This is a genomic window from Nocardia aegles (assembly GCF_052545135.1).
Window position 1 is genome coordinate 125,845 of the sequence record NZ_JBQWRI010000010.1, and the last position, 16,554, is coordinate 142,398.

17 protein-coding genes are annotated in these 16,554 nt (G+C 67.8%); 8 read left to right on the plus strand and 9 right to left on the minus strand.

Annotated features, from left to right (window positions below; translation table 11 throughout):
• Positions 1 to 23 precede the first annotated feature (23 nt).
• Positions 24 to 1,613: a peptide ABC transporter substrate-binding protein gene (locus ACT89H_RS24470; protein WP_445111056.1), complete on the minus strand. Its 1,590-nt coding sequence runs from the start codon at positions 1,611 to 1,613 to the stop codon at positions 24 to 26.
• Positions 1,614 to 2,003: 390 nt separating this feature from the next.
• On the opposite strand from ACT89H_RS24470, the gene acs reads away from it, so the two are divergent.
• From acs to ACT89H_RS24490, 4 genes are all read left to right on the plus strand, one after another.
• A complete protein-coding gene (acs, locus tag ACT89H_RS24475; RefSeq protein WP_445110991.1) occupies positions 2,004 to 3,959 on the plus strand; it encodes an acetate--CoA ligase in 1,956 nt (651 codons plus the stop codon).
• Between the two features lie 171 nt (positions 3,960 to 4,130).
• Positions 4,131 to 5,432: a Na+/H+ antiporter NhaA gene (nhaA, locus tag ACT89H_RS24480; RefSeq protein WP_445111057.1), complete on the plus strand. Its 1,302-nt coding sequence runs from the start codon at positions 4,131 to 4,133 to the stop codon at positions 5,430 to 5,432.
• A gap of 33 nt (positions 5,433 to 5,465) precedes the next feature.
• On the plus strand, positions 5,466 to 5,972 hold the full coding sequence (locus tag ACT89H_RS24485; RefSeq protein WP_445110992.1) for a phage holin family protein: 507 nt from the start codon (positions 5,466 to 5,468) through the stop codon (positions 5,970 to 5,972).
• A 45-nt stretch (positions 5,973 to 6,017) separates the two neighbouring features.
• Complete coding sequence (locus ACT89H_RS24490) at positions 6,018 to 6,953, plus strand: alpha/beta fold hydrolase (protein ID WP_445110993.1); 936 nt, start codon at positions 6,018 to 6,020, stop codon at positions 6,951 to 6,953.
• Between the two features lie 171 nt (positions 6,954 to 7,124).
• Here ACT89H_RS24490 and ACT89H_RS24495 read toward each other — a convergent pair whose 3' ends face one another.
• The 4 genes from ACT89H_RS24495 to nth all read right to left on the minus strand — a co-directional run bounded on the left by ACT89H_RS24495 (position 7,125) and on the right by nth (position 10,459).
• Positions 7,125 to 8,318, minus strand: a complete 1,194-nt coding sequence (locus tag ACT89H_RS24495; protein WP_445110994.1) for a MarP family serine protease — start codon at positions 8,316 to 8,318, stop codon at positions 7,125 to 7,127.
• Positions 8,315 to 9,031, minus strand: coding sequence for an NUDIX hydrolase (locus ACT89H_RS24500; RefSeq protein WP_445110995.1), 717 nt, complete (start codon positions 9,029 to 9,031; stop codon positions 8,315 to 8,317). Before ACT89H_RS24500 ends, ACT89H_RS24495 begins: the two co-directional genes overlap by 4 nt.
• Positions 9,032 to 9,116: 85 nt before the next feature.
• Positions 9,117 to 9,761 (minus strand): TlpA family protein disulfide reductase, encoded by a 645-nt coding sequence (locus ACT89H_RS24505; protein ID WP_445110996.1) that lies wholly within the window; start codon positions 9,759 to 9,761, stop codon positions 9,117 to 9,119.
• Positions 9,758 to 10,459 carry an endonuclease III gene (gene nth / locus ACT89H_RS24510; RefSeq protein ID WP_445111058.1) on the minus strand — a complete coding sequence of 234 codons (702 nt, stop codon included), beginning with the start codon at positions 10,457 to 10,459 and terminating at the stop codon, positions 9,758 to 9,760. The genes ACT89H_RS24505 and nth overlap by 4 nt, the downstream gene beginning before the upstream one ends.
• A 223-nt stretch (positions 10,460 to 10,682) precedes the next feature.
• Between nth and ACT89H_RS24515 the strand changes: the two genes are divergently transcribed.
• Both ACT89H_RS24515 and ACT89H_RS24520 read left to right on the plus strand, forming a co-directional pair.
• Positions 10,683 to 10,925, plus strand: a complete 243-nt coding sequence (locus ACT89H_RS24515; protein WP_039794546.1) for a hypothetical protein — start codon at positions 10,683 to 10,685, stop codon at positions 10,923 to 10,925.
• Between the two features lie 132 nt (positions 10,926 to 11,057).
• Positions 11,058 to 11,732 (plus strand): Crp/Fnr family transcriptional regulator, encoded by a 675-nt coding sequence (locus ACT89H_RS24520; protein WP_445110997.1) that lies wholly within the window; start codon positions 11,058 to 11,060, stop codon positions 11,730 to 11,732.
• Between the two features lie 202 nt (positions 11,733 to 11,934).
• On the opposite strand, the gene ACT89H_RS24525 is transcribed toward ACT89H_RS24520, so the two are convergent.
• Genes ACT89H_RS24525 through sp36 form a run of 3 tightly spaced genes read right to left on the minus strand, consistent with a single transcriptional unit; the run spans position 11,935 to position 13,403 of the window.
• Positions 11,935 to 12,726 (minus strand): MBL fold metallo-hydrolase, encoded by a 792-nt coding sequence (locus ACT89H_RS24525; protein ID WP_445110998.1) that lies wholly within the window; start codon positions 12,724 to 12,726, stop codon positions 11,935 to 11,937.
• A gap of 39 nt (positions 12,727 to 12,765) precedes the next feature.
• A complete protein-coding gene (locus ACT89H_RS24530) occupies positions 12,766 to 13,224 on the minus strand; it encodes a RidA family protein (protein ID WP_445110999.1) in 459 nt (152 codons plus the stop codon).
• A 17-nt stretch (positions 13,225 to 13,241) separates the two neighbouring features.
• Positions 13,242 to 13,403, minus strand: coding sequence for a Sp36 family protein (gene sp36 / locus ACT89H_RS24535; protein ID WP_085994820.1), 162 nt, complete (start codon positions 13,401 to 13,403; stop codon positions 13,242 to 13,244).
• 354 nt (positions 13,404 to 13,757) lie between these two features.
• On the opposite strand from sp36, the gene bagA reads away from it, so the two are divergent.
• The gene (gene bagA / locus ACT89H_RS24540; RefSeq protein ID WP_445111059.1) at positions 13,758 to 14,777 is read left to right on the plus strand and encodes an ATPase BagA; all 1,020 of its coding nucleotides are present in this window, start codon (positions 13,758 to 13,760) and stop codon (positions 14,775 to 14,777) included.
• Positions 14,774 to 15,913 (plus strand): ATPase BagB, encoded by a 1,140-nt coding sequence (bagB, locus tag ACT89H_RS24545; protein WP_445111000.1) that lies wholly within the window; start codon positions 14,774 to 14,776, stop codon positions 15,911 to 15,913. The genes bagA and bagB overlap by 4 nt, the downstream gene beginning before the upstream one ends.
• A 95-nt stretch (positions 15,914 to 16,008) precedes the next feature.
• Here bagB and ACT89H_RS24550 read toward each other — a convergent pair whose 3' ends face one another.
• Positions 16,009 to 16,332, minus strand: coding sequence for a WhiB family transcriptional regulator (locus tag ACT89H_RS24550; protein WP_014981178.1), 324 nt, complete (start codon positions 16,330 to 16,332; stop codon positions 16,009 to 16,011).
• Positions 16,333 to 16,554 lie beyond the last annotated feature (222 nt).

Here is a 16,554-nt window from a genome sequence, read left to right on the forward strand (position 1 = left end):
CGCGGACGCCCGGCGGCCGGCGGCTACTTCTCGATGCTCTCGAAGTCGAACAGACCGTTCCAGGCAAGCTCGGCCTTACGCACCCGGTCGGAGCGGCCCGCGGCGGCCACATAGTCGAACACCGGGACGTCGGCCAGATCCTTGATCAGCAGGGCCTGCGCCTGCGCGACGATCTTGTAGGACTCCTCCTGGGTCGGTGCGGCCAAGGCGGCATCGAGCAGGCGGTCGAATTCCGGGTTCTTGTAGTCGACGTTGTTGGTGTCGGAGTAGCTGTAGTACTGCGAGGTGAGGAACTGCAGCATAGTCGGGTAGTCACCCTGCCAGCCGTAGCGGAAGGCCTTGTTGATGGTGTGCGCGTTCACCTCGTCGCGGATGTTCTTGAACGTCGGGTACGGCACGCCGATGGCGTCGATGCCGAGGGTGTTCTTGACACTGTTGGCCACCGCCTCCACCCAGGCCTGGTGGCCGCCGTCGGAGTTGTAGGCGATTTCGTAGCGGCCCGACCACGGCGAGATGGCGTCGGCCTGTGCCCAGACCTTCTTGGCCTCGTCGGGGTTGTACCGCAGCACCTCCGAGCCGGGCAGGTTGGGGTCGAAGCCGGGAAGTGTGCTCGCGGTGAAGTCGCGCGCCGGGATCCGGGTGCTGTGGAAGATGTTCTGCGCGATCTGGTCCCGGTTGATCGCCATCGAGATCGCCCGGCGCCGCAACAGCCCTTCCTGGCCGGCGAAGTGCGCGACGTTGGTCTGGATGCCGATGTGCTGGTTCTGGGCGGTCGGCTTGGTGATCGCGCGATCACCGAGATCCTGTTCGTAGGAGGTGAGCGCGCTGTCGGGCACCGTGTCGAGCGCGTCCAGGTTGCCCGCCTGCAAGTCCGCGTAGGCGGTGTCGAAGGACTGGTACATCACGAACCGCAGCCCTTTGTTCTTCGCCGGACGACCGCCGGGATAGTCCGGATTGGGCGCCAGATCGATTTTGACGTTGTGCTCCCATGCGCCGGATCGGGCGAACTTGTAGGGGCCGTTGCCGATCGGGTTCTCCCCGAACGCTTTCATGTCCTTGAACGCGGCCTCCGGCAACGGATAGAACGGCGCGTACCCGAGTTCGGTCTCGAAATCGATCGACGGCGCCTTCAGTTCGATGGTGAAGGTGCGGTCGTCGAGCACCTTCAGTCCCGACATCGTCTGTGCCGTCGGTTTTTCGGCGGACACCTCGTCGAAACCGACGATGGGACCGAACACATAGCTCTGCAGCTGCGCGTTGCTGCCGAGCGCGCCGTAGTTCCAGGCGTCGACGAACGACTTCGCCGTCACCGGGGTGCCGTCGGTGAACTTCCAGCCGGGTTTGATGGTGACCCGGTAGTTCTTCCGGTCCGTGGTCTGGATCGACTCCGCCATCTCGTCGTGCGCCTTACCGTCGGCGTCGTAGTACTTCAGGCCCGCGAACAGCCGGTCGACCACGCGCCCGCCCATGTTCTCGTTGGTGTTGGTGGGCACCAACGGATTCTGCGGCTCGCCGCCGTTGACGGTGACGATATCGGCGTCCGCGCCGTCACCCGAGGAACATGCGGACAGCCCGAGGGTCGTGGCCAGCACGACTGCCGCGGTCAGCGCCATCGCTCTGTGGAATTTCAACGCGTCCTCCCGGTGCGAGAAGGTGGGAGCCGAACGGCACCCGCGGGAGGCCGGTCAGCGCATGCCGACGCGATCCCCCTGTGTGGTTGGCAGAGTAACCACCGGCGCGAGCACTGTCACCTGATTGATTCGAGTTCGTTGTACTTGTTACCGATCCGGCAACATTGCCGAAACACCCCGAGTTTCGTGCGGAAATGCCCACAGGGCCGGAACATTGCCGTCATCCGGGCGACCGTCCAGGGAGGAGGCACGGCGGCGTGACGCCGGCGAAACCCGGCCGACACATCGCACGCGGCGTGGGTCACAGTTGATTACTGTCGAACCCGGCTGCGTCGAATCGTGCGCTCAGGCTACGTGGAAAGAAGAGACGAGATGACCGAAACCAGCGCCGACCACAGGGACTCATATCCGGCGAGCGCGGAGTTCGCCGCACAGGCGAACGCCGACGCCGGGCTCTACGAGCGGGCGGCGGCCGATCGCGACGCGTTCTGGGCCGAACAGGCCGGGCGGCTGCACTGGCACGAACCGTTCACCCAGGTGCTGGACTGGAGCGAGGCGCCGGTGGCCAAGTGGTTCCTCGGCGGCAAGCTCAACGTCGCCTATAACTGCGTGGACCGCCACGTCCTGGACGGACACGGCGACCAGGTCGCCATCCATTGGGAAGGCGAACCCGGCGACTCCCGCGCCATCACCTACCGCGAGCTGCTCGACGAGGTGTCCCGCGCCGCGAACTACCTCACCGAACTCGGCCTGGAAACCGGCGACCGGGTGGCCATCTACATGCCGATGGTGCCCGAAGCCATCGTGTCCATGCTCGCCTGCGCCCGCCTCGGGCTCACCCACTCCGTGGTCTTCGCCGGGTTCTCCCCCACCGCCCTGCGTCAGCGCGTCGACGACGCCCGAGCCCGCTTGGTCATCACCACCGACGGCCAATGGCGGCGCGGCAAAGCCGCCCCCTTGAAGGAAGCCGTCGACGAAGCCCTCTACGCCCACGGCGACACCCCCTCCAGCGTCGAACATGTGCTGGTGGTGCGCCGCACCGGCATCGAAGTCCCGTGGACCGAAGGCCGCGACCTGTGGTGGCACGACACCGTCACCACCGCCGCACCCCACCACGAAGCCCGGGCCTTCGACGCCGAACACCCCCTGTTCATCCTCTACACCTCCGGCACCACCGGAAAACCCAAAGGCATCCTCCACACCACCGGCGGCTACCTCACCCAAACCGCCTACACCCACCACAACGTCTTCGACCACAAACCCGGACGAGACATCTACTGGTGCACCGCCGACATCGGCTGGATCACCGGACACAGCTACATCGTCTACGGCCCCCTGGCCAACCGCACCACCCAAGTGCTCTACGAAGGCACACCCAACTTCCCCGACGAGCACCGCCACTGGCAGATCGTCGAAAAATACGGCGTCACCATCTACTACACCGCCCCCACCCTGGTGCGCACGTTCATGAAGTGGGGCCGCGAAATTCCCGCCGCCCACGATCTGTCCAGCATCCGCTTGCTCGGCTCGGTCGGCGAACCCATCAACCCCGAAGCCTGGCGCTGGTACCGGGAGGTCATCGGCGCGGGCAGCGCACCCATCGTCGACACCTGGTGGCAGACCGAGACCGGCGCCATCATGATCTCCCCGTTGCCCGGCGTCACCGCCGCCAAGCCCGGCGCGGCCATGACCCCGCTGCCCGGTATCTCCGCCCAAGTCGTCGACGAAGAAGGCGCACCGGTCCGACGCGGCGAAACCGAAGCCAACGGCTACCTCGTGCTCGATCAGCCGTGGCCGTCGATGCTGCGCGGCATCTGGGGCGACACCGAACGCTACAAATCCACCTACTGGGAACGCTTCGCCGACCAAGGCTGGTACTTCGCCGGCGACGGCGCCAAACTCGACGCCGACGGCGACCTGTGGGTCCTCGGCCGCGTCGACGACGTCATGAACGTCTCCGGCCACCGAATCTCCACCGCCGAAGTCGAATCCGCCCTGGTCGGGCACCACGCCGTCGCCGAAGCCGCCGTCGTCGGCGCCACCGACCCCACCACCGGCCAAGGCATCGTCGCCTTCGTCATCCTCACCTCCGACGCACAAGACCCCGCGACCACCCTCATCGACGACCTCAAAGCCGAAGTCGCCCGCGAGATCAGCCCCATCGCCAGACCCCGCGAAATCCACATCGTCCCCGAACTCCCCAAAACCCGCAGCGGCAAGATCATGCGCCGCCTCCTGCGCGACGTCGCCGAAGGACGCGAACTCGGCGACACCTCCACCCTCGTCGACCCGAGCGTCTTCGAGGCGATCCGGGCTGGTAAGGGCTGAGCGCACAGCGCTGAGCGCGGCCGGTGGCGAGATTCGTCACCGGCCGCACCCGTTAAGATTGCATAAGGTGTGCCGGGAAGTCTGGTCGGCGAGCGGTCGCGTACCCGCTGAGCCGATTCCGGTGGGTGCCGCCTCCGCGCCGCCCGACCACCGGCCGAAAGGTTTCCCGTGATCACGCAAGTGCGCTCGGAACTGTACCGGTACCTGCGCACGGAAACTTTCGGCGGCGCACTGCTTCTGATCGCGGCTGCCAGCGCGTTGCTGTGGGTGAATTCTCCCTGGGGGGCCAGTTATCTGACGATCAGCGAGACAGTCGTCCCGATACCGCCGCTGCACCTGGAACTGACCCTGGCCGAGTGGACCCAGGACGGTCTGTTGGCGGTGTTCTTCTTCGTCGCCGGGCTGGAACTCAAACGCGAACTGGTCGTCGGCGAACTCGCCGACCGCAGACGCGCCACCCTGCCGGTGGTCGCCGCGATCGGTGGTGTGGTGACCCCCGCGCTGATCGCGGCGGTGGTCGGGTTGGGCATCCCCGGTATGGACCGCGGCTGGGCCATCCCGGTCGCCACCGATATCGCGTTCGCGCTGGCCGTGCTGGCGTTGACCGGCTCCCGCATCCCCGCGGGCGCTCGGGTGTTCCTGCTCAGTCTGGCCGTGGTCGACGACCTGGTGGCGATCGTGCTGATCGCGGTGCTGTTCACCACGACGGTGTCGCTGCTGTGGCTGCTCGCCGCCGTCGGGTGCTTCGCCGCGTGGGCAACAGGGCAACACGCGCGAATCCGCACGCCGTTGCTCTATGTCCCGCTGGCGTTGGTGTCCTGGTACGCGCTGCACGAGGCGGGCATCCATCCCACCTTGGCGGGCGTCGCGCTCGGTTTGCTCACGCGGGTGCGTCCGGATGCCGGTGAGCGGGAAGCGCCTGCCACCCGGCTCGAGCACCTCTTCCAGCCGATCTCCGCCGGATTGTGCGTTCCGCTGTTCGCGCTGTTCGCCTCCGGAGTTCCGTTGAATCCCAAGGTTTTCGGCGAGTTGTTCACCGACCGCCTCGCGCTGGCCGTGATTCTCGGCCTGCTGGTGGGCAAACCGCTGGGGATCTTCGGGATGAGCTGGGTGGCAATCCGGTTCGGCCTCGCGACGCGCCCCAGCGGTCTCGGCTGGCGGGACCTGTTCGCCCTGTCGGTGCTCGGCGCGATCGGCTTCACGGTTAGCCTTCTCGTGGCGGAACTCGCGCTCGCCGACGTCGCGGGCGAGTCGGCCGTCGAGTTGGCGAAGGCCGCTGTGTTGGTGACATCAATGACGGCGTCGCTCGCCGGTTCGGCGCTACTGTTGCGGCGTGGGCGTGTCCACCAGGCTCGGCGGGACGCCCGTGCGCTACAACGTGAACAAGACGGCGGCGCGAGCGATCCGCCCGGCGGCGGTAGCCTGCGTGACCACGGAGGACACCGGGAGCACCGCCGATCGAACGGGAGTTGAAGCAGTGCCGGGACAGGGAGAAGGGTCGACCAAGTGAGTTTCAACCACGGCGGTAACGGAAACGACGCGCAGGGCGGTCGTACGGTCACCTCCATTCCCCTCACGGATACCGATCCACTCGGTTCCGCGAGTTTCGGGACCCTCGTCCGCGACGCCGCCGAGCAGATGTCGACCCTGGTCCGCGCCGAGGTCGAGCTGGCCAAGGCCGAGGTGACCGGCGAGATCAAGAAGGGCCTGCAGGGCAGCGTCTACTTCATCCTCGCGCTCACCGTGCTGCTGTTCAGCACGTTCTTCTTTTTCTTCTTCCTCGGCGAACTGCTCGACGTGTGGCTGGCGCGCTGGGCTGCCTTCCTGATCGTCTTCCTGCTGATGATCGTGGCCACCGCCGTGCTGGCGTTCTTCGGCTACCGCCGGGTGAAGAAAGTGCGCGCGCCGGAGAAGACGATCGATTCGCTCAAGCAGGCGCGCACGGTACTGCCGCACAGCTTGGGCGCCACCGCGCACGACGACCGCCTCGCCGTGGAGAAGCAGCCTTCCTAGGCGCGCGTTCGCGAGCCGGTACGGCGGCTACTAGGCTCGATCGGCGTGTCGGCGAACTTCCTTCCGGATCCGTCCAGCGTCCGTTACGACGGACCGTGGACGCATCGGGACGTTCACGCCAACGGCATCCGATTCCATGTCGTGGACGCGGCGCCCGAACGGCCGGATGCTGCGCTGGTCGTGTTGCTGCACGGCTTCGCGGACTTCTGGTGGTCCTGGCGGCACCAACTGACCGGCCTGGCCGAACTCGGCTACCGCGCCGTGGCCGTCGATCTGCGCGGCTACGGCGACAGCGACAAGCCGCCGCGCGGTTACGACGGCTGGACGCTCGCCGGTGACGTCGCCGGGCTGATCCGGGCGCTGGGCTACACCGAGGCGACGCTGGCCGGACATGCCGAAGGCGGCCTGGTCTGCTGGACCACGGCGGTGCTGCATCCGCGGCTGGTTCGCTCGATCGCGCTGGTGGGCTCGCCGCACCCGTCGGCACTGAAGAGTTCCGTGCTGCGCAACCGCCGCCAGCGCGCGGCCTGGCTGCCGAACTTCCTTCGCTACCAGCTCCCCCGGTACGGCGAGCACTTGCTGACCACCGCCGATGGCTTCGAAGTGGAACGGCTGCTGCGCCAGCGGGTGAGCGCGGGTTGGGCGGGCACCGCCGAATTCGTCGACACCGCACGGCGAATGCGGTCGGCGATCCGGATCCCCGGCGCCGCGCATTGTGCGCTGGAGTACCAGCGCTGGGCCTTCCGCAGTCAGTGGCGTCCGGACGGCCGCCGGTTCATGGCGACCATGCGCGAACCCATCCACATCCCTGTCCTGGCCATGCGCGGCGAACTGGACCCGTACCTGCTGCCGGGAACCTTCCGCCGCGACCTTCATCTTTCGCCGGAACGACGGCTGGCCGGTATCCCGGCGGCGGGGCACTTCGCCCACCAAGAGAACCCGGACGCCGTGACCAAGGAACTCGCCGAACTCCTCGACTGATCCTTTCGCGTTCAACTCCGACCGCGGATGTGCGGGCGGAGTCGCAGTTCGCTACACCTGCGCCCTCGCGTGCACAGCGAGCAGTACCTTTGCGGCCGAACCAGTTGGACGGCACCGGCGTGTCGCCCCGTTCCGGTGGTCACCGACCCGCGTCGCGCTGAGCACCGCGGATCAGCTCAACACACATGCTCCGGTTGCTACCGGACCATCGGAACGCTGCGAAGCGTCGAGTTCGGAGCGGACTTCGTCGAGCGTCAGCACATAACCGGTGTCGTTGTCGGTCACCGCCGCGCCGAAGACGACTCCGAGCACCTGCCCTTCGGTATCCACCAGCGGCCCACCGGAGTTGCCCGCCTGGACGAGCCCGCGGACGGTGTACACCTCACGCTTCACCGTTCCGTCGCGATAGATGTTCGGGCCGGTCAGATCCAGCGTCTCGCGGATCCTGGCCGCGCTCGCGGTGTACCGGCCACCGCCTGGGTAGCCGAGCACGATGGCACTGTCGCCGGTACGAGCGGGCGACGGCGCCTGCGGCACCACCGGAGCGGTGAGGCCGGGCACCGAGAGCACCGCGACATCCGTGAACGGATCGAACAGCACCACCGAAGCGGGCAGCGAGCCGTAAGCGGTGTCCACGTCGACGCTCGTAGTGCCCGCGACGACGTGGGCGTTGGTCATCACGCGCTGCGGGGCGATCACGAAGCCCGAGCCCTCCAGCGCCCGCTGGCAACTCGGCGCGACACCGCGGATACGCAACACGCTCTGTTGCAGCGACGCGGCGACCGGGCCGGCCAGCACGCTCGGATCGGGTGGTTCCACGGCGGCGATCGGCGCCCGCCCGAACGGCCCGATCACATCCGGCAGGCCGGAGGTGTTCAGCAGTTTGGAGAATTCGTTGGGCAGCTTGCGCAGCCAGTTCGGCGCGACGTCGTTCACGTCGGCGAGCACCCGCGAGCCGTTGATCGCGGTCGCGATGGCCGGCTGCGACGAAGTGGCCAGCGGCAGCGCCAACAGCCACGCGGTGACCAGCACGGCGACCGCCTGCAGCACCGCCCCGACCACGCTGTCCACGCTGCGTGTGAACGGATGCCGCATGCCGCTGCGCGCTGCGCGCCCCAGCACCATGCCCGCCACCTCACCGACGATCACCAGCACCACGATGAGCAGCACGCCGGCGAGCACTCTGGTGCGGCCCTCGTCGACGTGCACCAGGATGTGCGGCGCGATCAGGATGCCCGCCACCGCGCCGAGCACCACCCCCAGAAAGGCCAGCGCGGAGGCCACCGCGCCTTGCCGCCACCCCGAAGAGGCGGCGAGCAGGGCCAGCAGCACGACGGCGATGTCGAGCCAGGCCGATGAGCTCATAACGTCATCCCCACAGCAGCGAGAGCGGTCTGTAGATCACGGACGTCCTCGTGGTCCCATTCGCGGTCCCAGCCGGAGGCCTTGCTGATTCCGGCGAGGATGCCGCCGGTCAGGCCCCAGACCAGCATTCCGTCCACCTGGAACGCCGGGCTCTGATAACCGAGGGGGCTGCGGACCAGGAAGCGGTTGGCCGGGTCCAGCAGGTCCGCGAGCGGAACGCGCACGACCCGCTCGGTCTCGCTCTGATCGACCACCTTCACCGCACCCGGCGTACGCCAGTACGCGAGCACCGGCGTCACGTCGAAACGGGACACCGGCACGAACAGCTTCGGCTGCACCGCGAACGGTTCCACGCCGGAACGGTCGAGGCCGGTCTCCTCGCAAGCCTCCCGCAGCGCGGTCTCGATCGGCCCGCCATCGCCCGGGTCCGCCGCGCCACCGGGGAAGGCAACCTGGCCGCGATGCTGGCGCAGGGTGGAGGCGCGCTGGGTGAGCAGCACCTCCGCGTCGGCGGGCAGCCCACCGGGCGCTTCCGGGTCCGGCTCCGGCGAGCCGCCGAACAGCACGAGCACCGCCGCTTGCCGCGGCTTCGAGGCCACGGTCGTGGCGCGGCGCAGCGCACGCGCCCTGGTCATGGTGTCGGCGCTGTCGGGGGCAGGTTCGGTCGAGCGGGTCAGCCACACCGGGATGCCGGGCGGCATCGCGATGCTCATCGCACACCTCCCCCGTGCCTGCGCCCACCGACCCGCGTGCACGCCCGCACCGTCACCTCCACCATCGATTCATCCACCCGCGTCGTCATGCGGCCACTCCGAGCTTGCCCGCGACGGTATTAGCGATGTCGTCCACCCCGTCGAAGGCGCGCACCTCGACGTCGGCGACCGAGCCGTCGGCCCGCACCAGCACCGAGATCGGCAGCACCGCGGGGGCTCCGACCGCCGTGCGGACTCGCGCGTCGGCGTCGAGCACGCCGGGCAATCGCACGTCCAGTCCGCGCATACGGGACAGTGCCTTGGCCTCATCAGGGTCGCTGTGCACGGTCAGCACCGTAATAGTGTTTCCGGCGCGTTGGGCGTATTGCTGCAAATACGGCAGCTCTTTGGCGCACGGTGCGCACCAGTAGGCCCAGAGGTTCAGCAGAGCCGGCTTACCGGCCAGCGCGGCGGCCAGGTCGACCGGCCTGCCATCCGCCAGGCATCCCAGTGTTATCCCGGCCAGCGGGCCGTTACCCGGCGCCGCGCTGCTCGGGCAGTCGGGCAGCCGGGCGGCGGCGCGCAGATCGTCGGAGACGCCGGGGGCGACGGGCGCCGGGTGTTGCTCTTCGGTCCGTTCGTCGCCGCGCGGCCACACCGCGACCGCCAGCGCGACCACGACGATCACACCGGCAAGTGCCCAGCGCCACGCATGTCCCGCACTCCTTCGGCCCGAGGGCTCCGAACTCACCGGCCCACCAGCTCGAGCAGATGCTCCCGCTCCGGCCCCTTCACCAACTTGGCCGCGGCCTCCGGATCGGTCGGCCCGATCCCGAACGACGGACAGTCTTTGACCAGGACACATGCCCCGCACGCGGGCTTGCGGGAATGGCAGACGCGCCGTCCGTGGAAGATCACCCGATGCGAGAGCATCGTCCATTCCTTGCGCTCGATCAGCGCGCCCACGATGTGCTCGACCTTGACCGGGTCCTCCTCGTCGGTCCATCCCCAGCGGCGCACCAGACGGCCGAAGTGGGTGTCGACCGTGATGCCGGGGACGCCGAACGCGTTGCCGAGGATGACGTTGGCGGTCTTGCGCCCGATGCCGGGCAGCTGGACCAGTTCGGTCAGGGTGTGAGGCAATTCACCATCGTGGCGTTCCAGCAGCGCTTGGCCGAGTCCGACCAGAGAGCCGGCTTTGTTCCGGTAAAACCCGGTCGGCCGGAGGTATTCCTCCAGCTCCGCGCGATTCGCCTCGGCGTAGGCCCGAGCGTCCGGGTAGCGGGCGAACAGCGCGGGCGTGGTGAGATTCACGCGCTCGTCGGTGCACTGCGCCGAAAGTATGGTCGCCACAGCCAATTCCAGCGGTGTGGTGAAATCCAGTTCGCAGTGCGCGTCGGGGAAAGCGATCGCCAGTTCCCGGTTCATCCGGCGCGCGCGACGAACCAGCCCGAGCCGGGTTTCCGCCTGTCGTGCCCTGGTTTTCCGTTTCGGAGCCGCGGCGGCGACCGGCGGCGTTCCGGAGGGCTCGGAGCCGGGCGGAAGCCCGTTCCCGGAGACAGTGGAGGGGGAGACGCGCACTCGTCCACCATACGGAATTGGCAGACAACGTTGCCCTTCCAGTTCAGTTGCCGTGTTCCATCTGAGACCTCGACAGTGTTTACTGCTCGTCATGCAAGGACTCGCTGTGGTGCTCTTCCCAGTGGTGCTGATGCTGTTCGCACTGGGTATGGAGCGGGTCGAGAACCGGCTCCGCAAACTTCTCGAACCCGACGAAGAGGTTCAGCAGTACCTGGACAAGGCCAGCAATGCCGAGGTGAAAGAGTTGACGAAGCTCGGTCTGCCCGCCGCCGTTGCCCGGATGCGCAAGCGCCGCTCCCGCGGTGAGGAGATGGACGTGGCCCGCGCGAGCTGACCCGGCTGGAGTGTCGCGCAATCCACTCGTTACGTGGTGTCCGTCACTACGCTGTAATGACGCCGCGTAGACTGCGCTGTTGGCCGAGTCGCTTCGGTCCGGTACAGAGCCATTTCCCTAAGGAGCACATTCGTGGACGAGGCCCTCGCCAGAGCAGGCATCTTCCAGGGCGTCGAGCCCACTGCGGTGGCCGCCCTCGCCAAGCAACTTCAGCCGGTGGATTTCCCGCGCGGTCATGTCATCTTCAACGAGGGTGAGCCGGGCGACCGGCTGTACATCATCACGTCCGGCAAGGTGAAGATCGGACGTCGTTCGCCCGATGGGCGCGAGAATCTGCTGACCATCATGGGCCCGTCCGACATGTTCGGCGAGCTGTCCATCTTCGACCCCGGGCCGCGCACCTCCACCGCCACCACCGTGACCGAGGTGCGTGCGGTGACGATGGACCGCGAGGCACTGAAGGGCTGGATCGATCAGCGGCCCGAAATCGCCGAGCAACTGCTCCGCGTCCTCGCCCGGCGCCTGCGCCGGACCAACAACAACCTGGCCGACCTGATCTTCACCGACGTGCCCGGCCGCGTCGCCAAGGCGCTGTTGCAGCTCGCGCAGCGCTTCGGCACGCAGGAAGCGGGCGCGCTGCGGGTCACCCACGACCTGACCCAGGAGGAGATCGCCCAGCTGGTCGGCGCCTCCCGTGAGACCGTGAACAAGGCGCTCGCCGACTTCGCGCATCGCGGCTGGCTGCGGCTGGAGGGCAAGAGCGTGCTCATCTCCGACTCCGAGCGCTTGGCCCGCCGCGCCCGGTAGCGCGGACCATACGACGAATACGCCGGGTTCAGCGCTCCACTGAACCCGGCGTTGTCGTCGTTCCCGCCCAACAGGCGCAGCCGGACGCAGTCCGCCCTCAGCCCCGCGCACGGCCGCAGCGAAGGCGGAGGTACGCCACCACCGCAGCCGGACGCAGTCCGTCCTCAGTCCGCGCATGGCCGGAGCGAAGGCGGAGGTGCGCCTAGCCGTGCACGCGCAGATAGTCCAGTTGCGCCTGCACCGAACTGTGCGCCGCGGGCCACAACCGCTCGTCCACGTCCGCGTACACGCGCCGCACGATCGCCATCGCGCCCGCATCCGAGCCGAGCGCACGCAGCGCCTCCCGCACCTGATCGAGGCGCTCGTGCCGATGCGCGATGTAGTAACGGGCGATGGGCTCGAGATCCGGGTGATCCGGGCCGTGCGCGGGGAGCAACGCCTTGCCCTTGCCCGCTTCCACCAGCCGGTCCAGCGAGGACAGATAGTCGGCCAGCGTGCCATCGCTGGAATCGAGCACGGTGGTGCCCGCGCCGAGGATGGTGTCGCCGGTCAGCACCGCGTCGTCGAGCACGAAACTCACCGAGTCACCCGTGTGGCCCGGCGTGTCCAGCACGGCGATCCGCAGGCCCGCGGCCTCGATCACCTCACCGTCGACGAGCGGGGCATCCGAGCCGCGCAGAAAGCCGGGGTCCTTGGCGCGCACCGGTGCCCCGGTCAGCTCGACCAGACGATCGATACCGCCGGTGTGGTCGTGATGGCGATGGGTGATCAGGGTGAGGGCGATCCGGCCGCCGGTGGCCTCGGCGATCGCGGCGCCGTGCGTCTCGTCCTTCGGCCCCGGGTCCACCACCACACAGTCCGGCCATCCCGGCGCACGCAGAATCCATGTGTTGGTTCCGTCCAAGGTCATCTGTCCCGGATTGTCGGCGAGCAGCACCGCCGCCGTCTCGGTGACCTGCCGGAGCTGCCCGTAGGCGGGGTGTGTCAACGTCATGAAAAAACCTCGGATAGAAATGGAGCCGACAGTTTCGGTCTAGCGCACCTCGGCGATCAGTTCGACCTCGACCGGAGTGTTCCGGGGCAGTTCGGCCACGCCGACGGCCGAGCGCGCGTGCTTGCCCGCGTCACCGAAGACCTGACCGAGGAACTCCGAGGCGCCGTTGACCACCACCGGCTGATCGCCGAATCCGGGTGCCGAGGCGACGAACCCGACCACCTTCACGATCCGCACCACCGCGTCCAGCCCGACCAGGTCGTGCACCGCGGCCAGCGCGTTGAGCGCGCACAACCGGGCGGCTTCCTTGGCCACGTCCACCGAGACCTCCGCGCCGACTTTGCCGACCGCGGACAACTCGCCGTTCACGAACGGCAGCTGACCGGAGGTGTAGACGAGCGACCCGGTGCGGATCGCGGGAATGTAGGCCGCGACCGGGGTCACGACCGGGGGCAAAGTGATTCCGAGCTCGGCGAGATTCTTCTCCCATTGGTTCACCGCGTCACCCTCCTTCGCTACTTGGGCCGCTTGAGGTAGGCGACGTGCTGCTCACCGGTCGGGCCGGGCAGCACGGTGACCAGCTCCCAGCCGTCGGCTCCCCACTGATCCAGAATCTGCTTCGTCGCATGTGTCAGCAGCGGGACGGTCGCGTACTCCCACAAGGTCGTATCACTCATGTGCGAGAGCGTAGCTGTGTCGGATGGCCGCGACTTCGTCGCGGCGTGTTCGCGGCCCACTTGTGGCTCAGCGCGCAGCCGGGTGTTCACCGCACCATGGACAACTGGTTCGGCATTCCAGCGCCCAAGAGCGCTTGGTCGATCTCGCTTTCGCCTCGAAAACGTGGAGTTCGGTGCGCTGGGCACGCGTGTGGATCGGTTGCGGATTTCGCACGGATGCCGGCGATTCGATGGGTGCGCTCGCCACCCCGGCGCGGGGGCGGGAACAGCTTTGTGATCAGGCCATCTGGTGCGGCCGGTGCCCCGCGGCGGCGAACCAGTTATAGGCTCGCGATCGTGGGAGTACCAACAGCAGTGCCGCTTTCGGAGGAGCCGGGAGTGGGCACAAGGTGGCCGAAGCGCGCTGAACAGGCCCGCTTGCACTACGTCTCCGGCAAGGGAGGCACGGGCAAGTCGACGGTTGCCGCGGCGCTGGCCTTGGCGCTCGCCGCGGGCGGGCGCCGGGTGCTGTTGGTCGAGGTGGAAAGCAGACAATCGATCGCGCAGTTGTTCGATCTGCCGCCGCTGCCGCCGACCGAGACCCGGATCGCCACCGCGGAAGGGGGCGGCGAGGTGGTCGCGCTGGCGCTGGACATCGAACACGCCTTCCTCGAATACCTCGACATGTTCTACAGCCTCGGCTTCGCGGGCCGCGCGATGCGCAGGATGGGCGCCATCGAGTTCGTCACCACGATCGCGCCCGGTCTGCGCGACGTCATTCTGACCGGCAAGATCAAGGAGTGCGCGGTTCGGGTGGGCAGGTCCGGCCGACGGGTCTATGACGAAATCGTGGTCGACGCGCCGCCCACCGGACGGATCGCCGGTTTTCTCGACGTCACCAAGGCGATGGCCGAGGTGGCCAAGGGCGGACCGATCGCGTCGCAGGCCGAGGGCGTCGCGCAATTGCTGCACTCCGACCAGACCATGATTCATCTGGTCACGCTGCTGGAGGCGCTGCCGGTGCAGGAAACCGCCGACGCCGTCGCCGAACTCACCGCCGCGGACCTGCGCATCGGCACCGTCATCGTGAACCGGGCGACCGAGGGGCAGCTGGCGCCGGAGCTGCGTGCCCGGGCAGCCGAGGGTGATCTGGACGCCGACGCGGTCCGCGCGGGCCTGGCCGCCGCGGGGATCAGCCTCCCGGACAGCGACTTCCAGGGCCTGCTCACCGAAACGATCGAGCACTCCGCGACTCTGCAAGCGCAGGACGACAGTGCCGAAGAACTGGCGAAGGTCGACATCTCCCGGCTCTACCTGCCCGCCCTTCCCGACGGTATGGACCTGGGCGGGCTGTACGAACTAGCCGAACACCTCACCGCACAGGGAGTCCGATGAGCATGCCGACCCATCCCCCGGCTGCCCCGCTGGATATTTCGCGGATCATCGCCGACCCGTCCGCGCGCGTGGTGGTCTGCTGCGGCTCAGGCGGTGTCGGCAAGACCACCACCGCAGCCGCCATCGCGCTGCGCGCCGCCGAACAGGGCCGCAAGGTCGTGGTGCTCACCATCGATCCCGCGCGCAGGCTGGCTCAATCCCTGGGCGTCGCCGACCTCGGCAACAACCCGCAGCGGGTGGCGCTGGGGCCGGAGGCCAAGGGCGAGTTGCACGCGATGATGCTCAATATGCGCCGCACGTTCGACGACATGGTGCTCGAGCACACCAGCGGAGAGAAAGCGGCGCAGATCTTCGCCAACCCCTTCTATCAGACGGTCGCCTCCTCCTTCGGCGGTACACAGGAGTACATGGCGATGGAGAAGCTGGGCCAGCTGGCCCATCGCGGTGAATGGGACCTGATCGTGGTCGACACGCCGCCATCGCGCAACGCTCTCGACTTCCTGGACGCCCCCAAGCGGCTGGGCAACTTCCTCAACGGCCGAATGATCCGGGTGATCATGGCTCCCGGCCGAGGCGTGACCCGGTTCGTGACCGGGGCGATGAGCCTGGCGGTGCGCGGTGTGTCCACCGTCGTCGGGGGCCAGATGCTCAAGGACGCGTCGAACTTCCTGCAATCCTTGGAGTCGCTGTTCGGCGGCTTCCAGGAGCGGGCCGACCGCACCTTCGCGATGCTGTCGAAGCCGGGCACGCATTTCCTCGTGGTGGCGGCGCCGGAGCCGGACGCGCTGCGGGAGGCCTCGTTCTTCGTCGACCGCCTCTCGACCGAGCGCATGCCGCTGGCGGGCCTGGTGCTCAATCGCACCCATCCCGTGCTGAGCTCGCTGTCGGCCGATCACGCGCTCACCGCCGCCGACCAGGTGGCCGACTCCGATCCGCTCACCGCGGCCGTGTTGCGGGTGCACGCCCGCCGGGTCGCCACCGATAAGCGGGAACAGCATCTGCTGCACCGCTTCACCGGCGCGCATCCGCACACGCCGATCGTGTCGGTCACCGCGCTTCCGTTCGAAGTGTCCGACCTCGCCGCTCTGCGCGCGGTCGGTGATCAGCTCGCCGGTACGGCGCCCGCGACCGCCTGATACTTAGGCGTATCCGCTATTGCTCCGAACGGAAACAACCGTCCTGAAACGAAACTGAGCCCGCTTCCGCGGGCTCTGTTTCGACTTCGCCGGGGCTACATCGCCACTTGGTGCTGACGCTGGGCCTGGAAGAAATCGGCCCACGAGGTCACTTCCGGATGCTGCTTCAACAGGGCGCGACGCTGCCGCTCCGTCATGCCGCCCCACACACCGAACTCGACGCGATTGTCCAGCGCGTCGGCACCACACTGCATGAGCACCGGGCAGTGCCTGCAGATCGTCGCCGCTTTGCGCTGCGCCGCGCCGCGGACGAACAACTGATCGGGATCCACTTCCTTGCATCGCGCCTGGGCTACCCAGGCGATCCTTGCTTCGGCCTGCTCCACGTCCAATCGAGCGATGGGGGTTGTCATGTGCATTTGGTGTGCCCCTTTGCAGTCCGAACACCGGGTCAACGGCGCTCCAGAATCGCGTTGTCACCACGCAGCACCCAAACCCAGCTGCGGAGTGCACCACATTCCACTTTGAGTGTTAGCTCTATCACACTGGGTTCTCAATCTAGGTAAAGGTATGGCCGTGCGCAAGACCAGCTCGAGAATTTTTGGTACGTCCGTCCCTGCAAAGCCCGGCACGCTGCGGAA

Coding starts and splice junctions, on each gene's coding strand:
- ACT89H_RS24470 (WP_445111056.1), bottom strand. CDS start 1,613: ATGGCGCTGACCGCGGCAGTCGTGCTGGCCACGACCCTCGGGCTGTCC.
- acs (WP_445110991.1), top strand. CDS start 2,004: ATGACCGAAACCAGCGCCGACCACAGGGACTCATATCCGGCGAGCGCG.
- ACT89H_RS24495 (WP_445110994.1), bottom strand. CDS start 8,318: ATGAGCTCATCGGCCTGGCTCGACATCGCCGTCGTGCTGCTGGCCCTG.
- ACT89H_RS24500 (WP_445110995.1), bottom strand. CDS start 9,031: ATGAGCATCGCGATGCCGCCCGGCATCCCGGTGTGGCTGACCCGCTCG.
- ACT89H_RS24515 (WP_039794546.1), top strand. CDS start 10,683: ATGCAAGGACTCGCTGTGGTGCTCTTCCCAGTGGTGCTGATGCTGTTC.
- ACT89H_RS24525 (WP_445110998.1), bottom strand. CDS start 12,726: ATGACGTTGACACACCCCGCCTACGGGCAGCTCCGGCAGGTCACCGAG.
- sp36 (WP_085994820.1), bottom strand. CDS start 13,403: ATGAGTGATACGACCTTGTGGGAGTACGCGACCGTCCCGCTGCTGACA.
- bagB (WP_445111000.1), top strand. CDS start 14,774: ATGAGCATGCCGACCCATCCCCCGGCTGCCCCGCTGGATATTTCGCGG.
- ACT89H_RS24550 (WP_014981178.1), bottom strand. CDS start 16,332: ATGCACATGACAACCCCCATCGCTCGATTGGACGTGGAGCAGGCCGAA.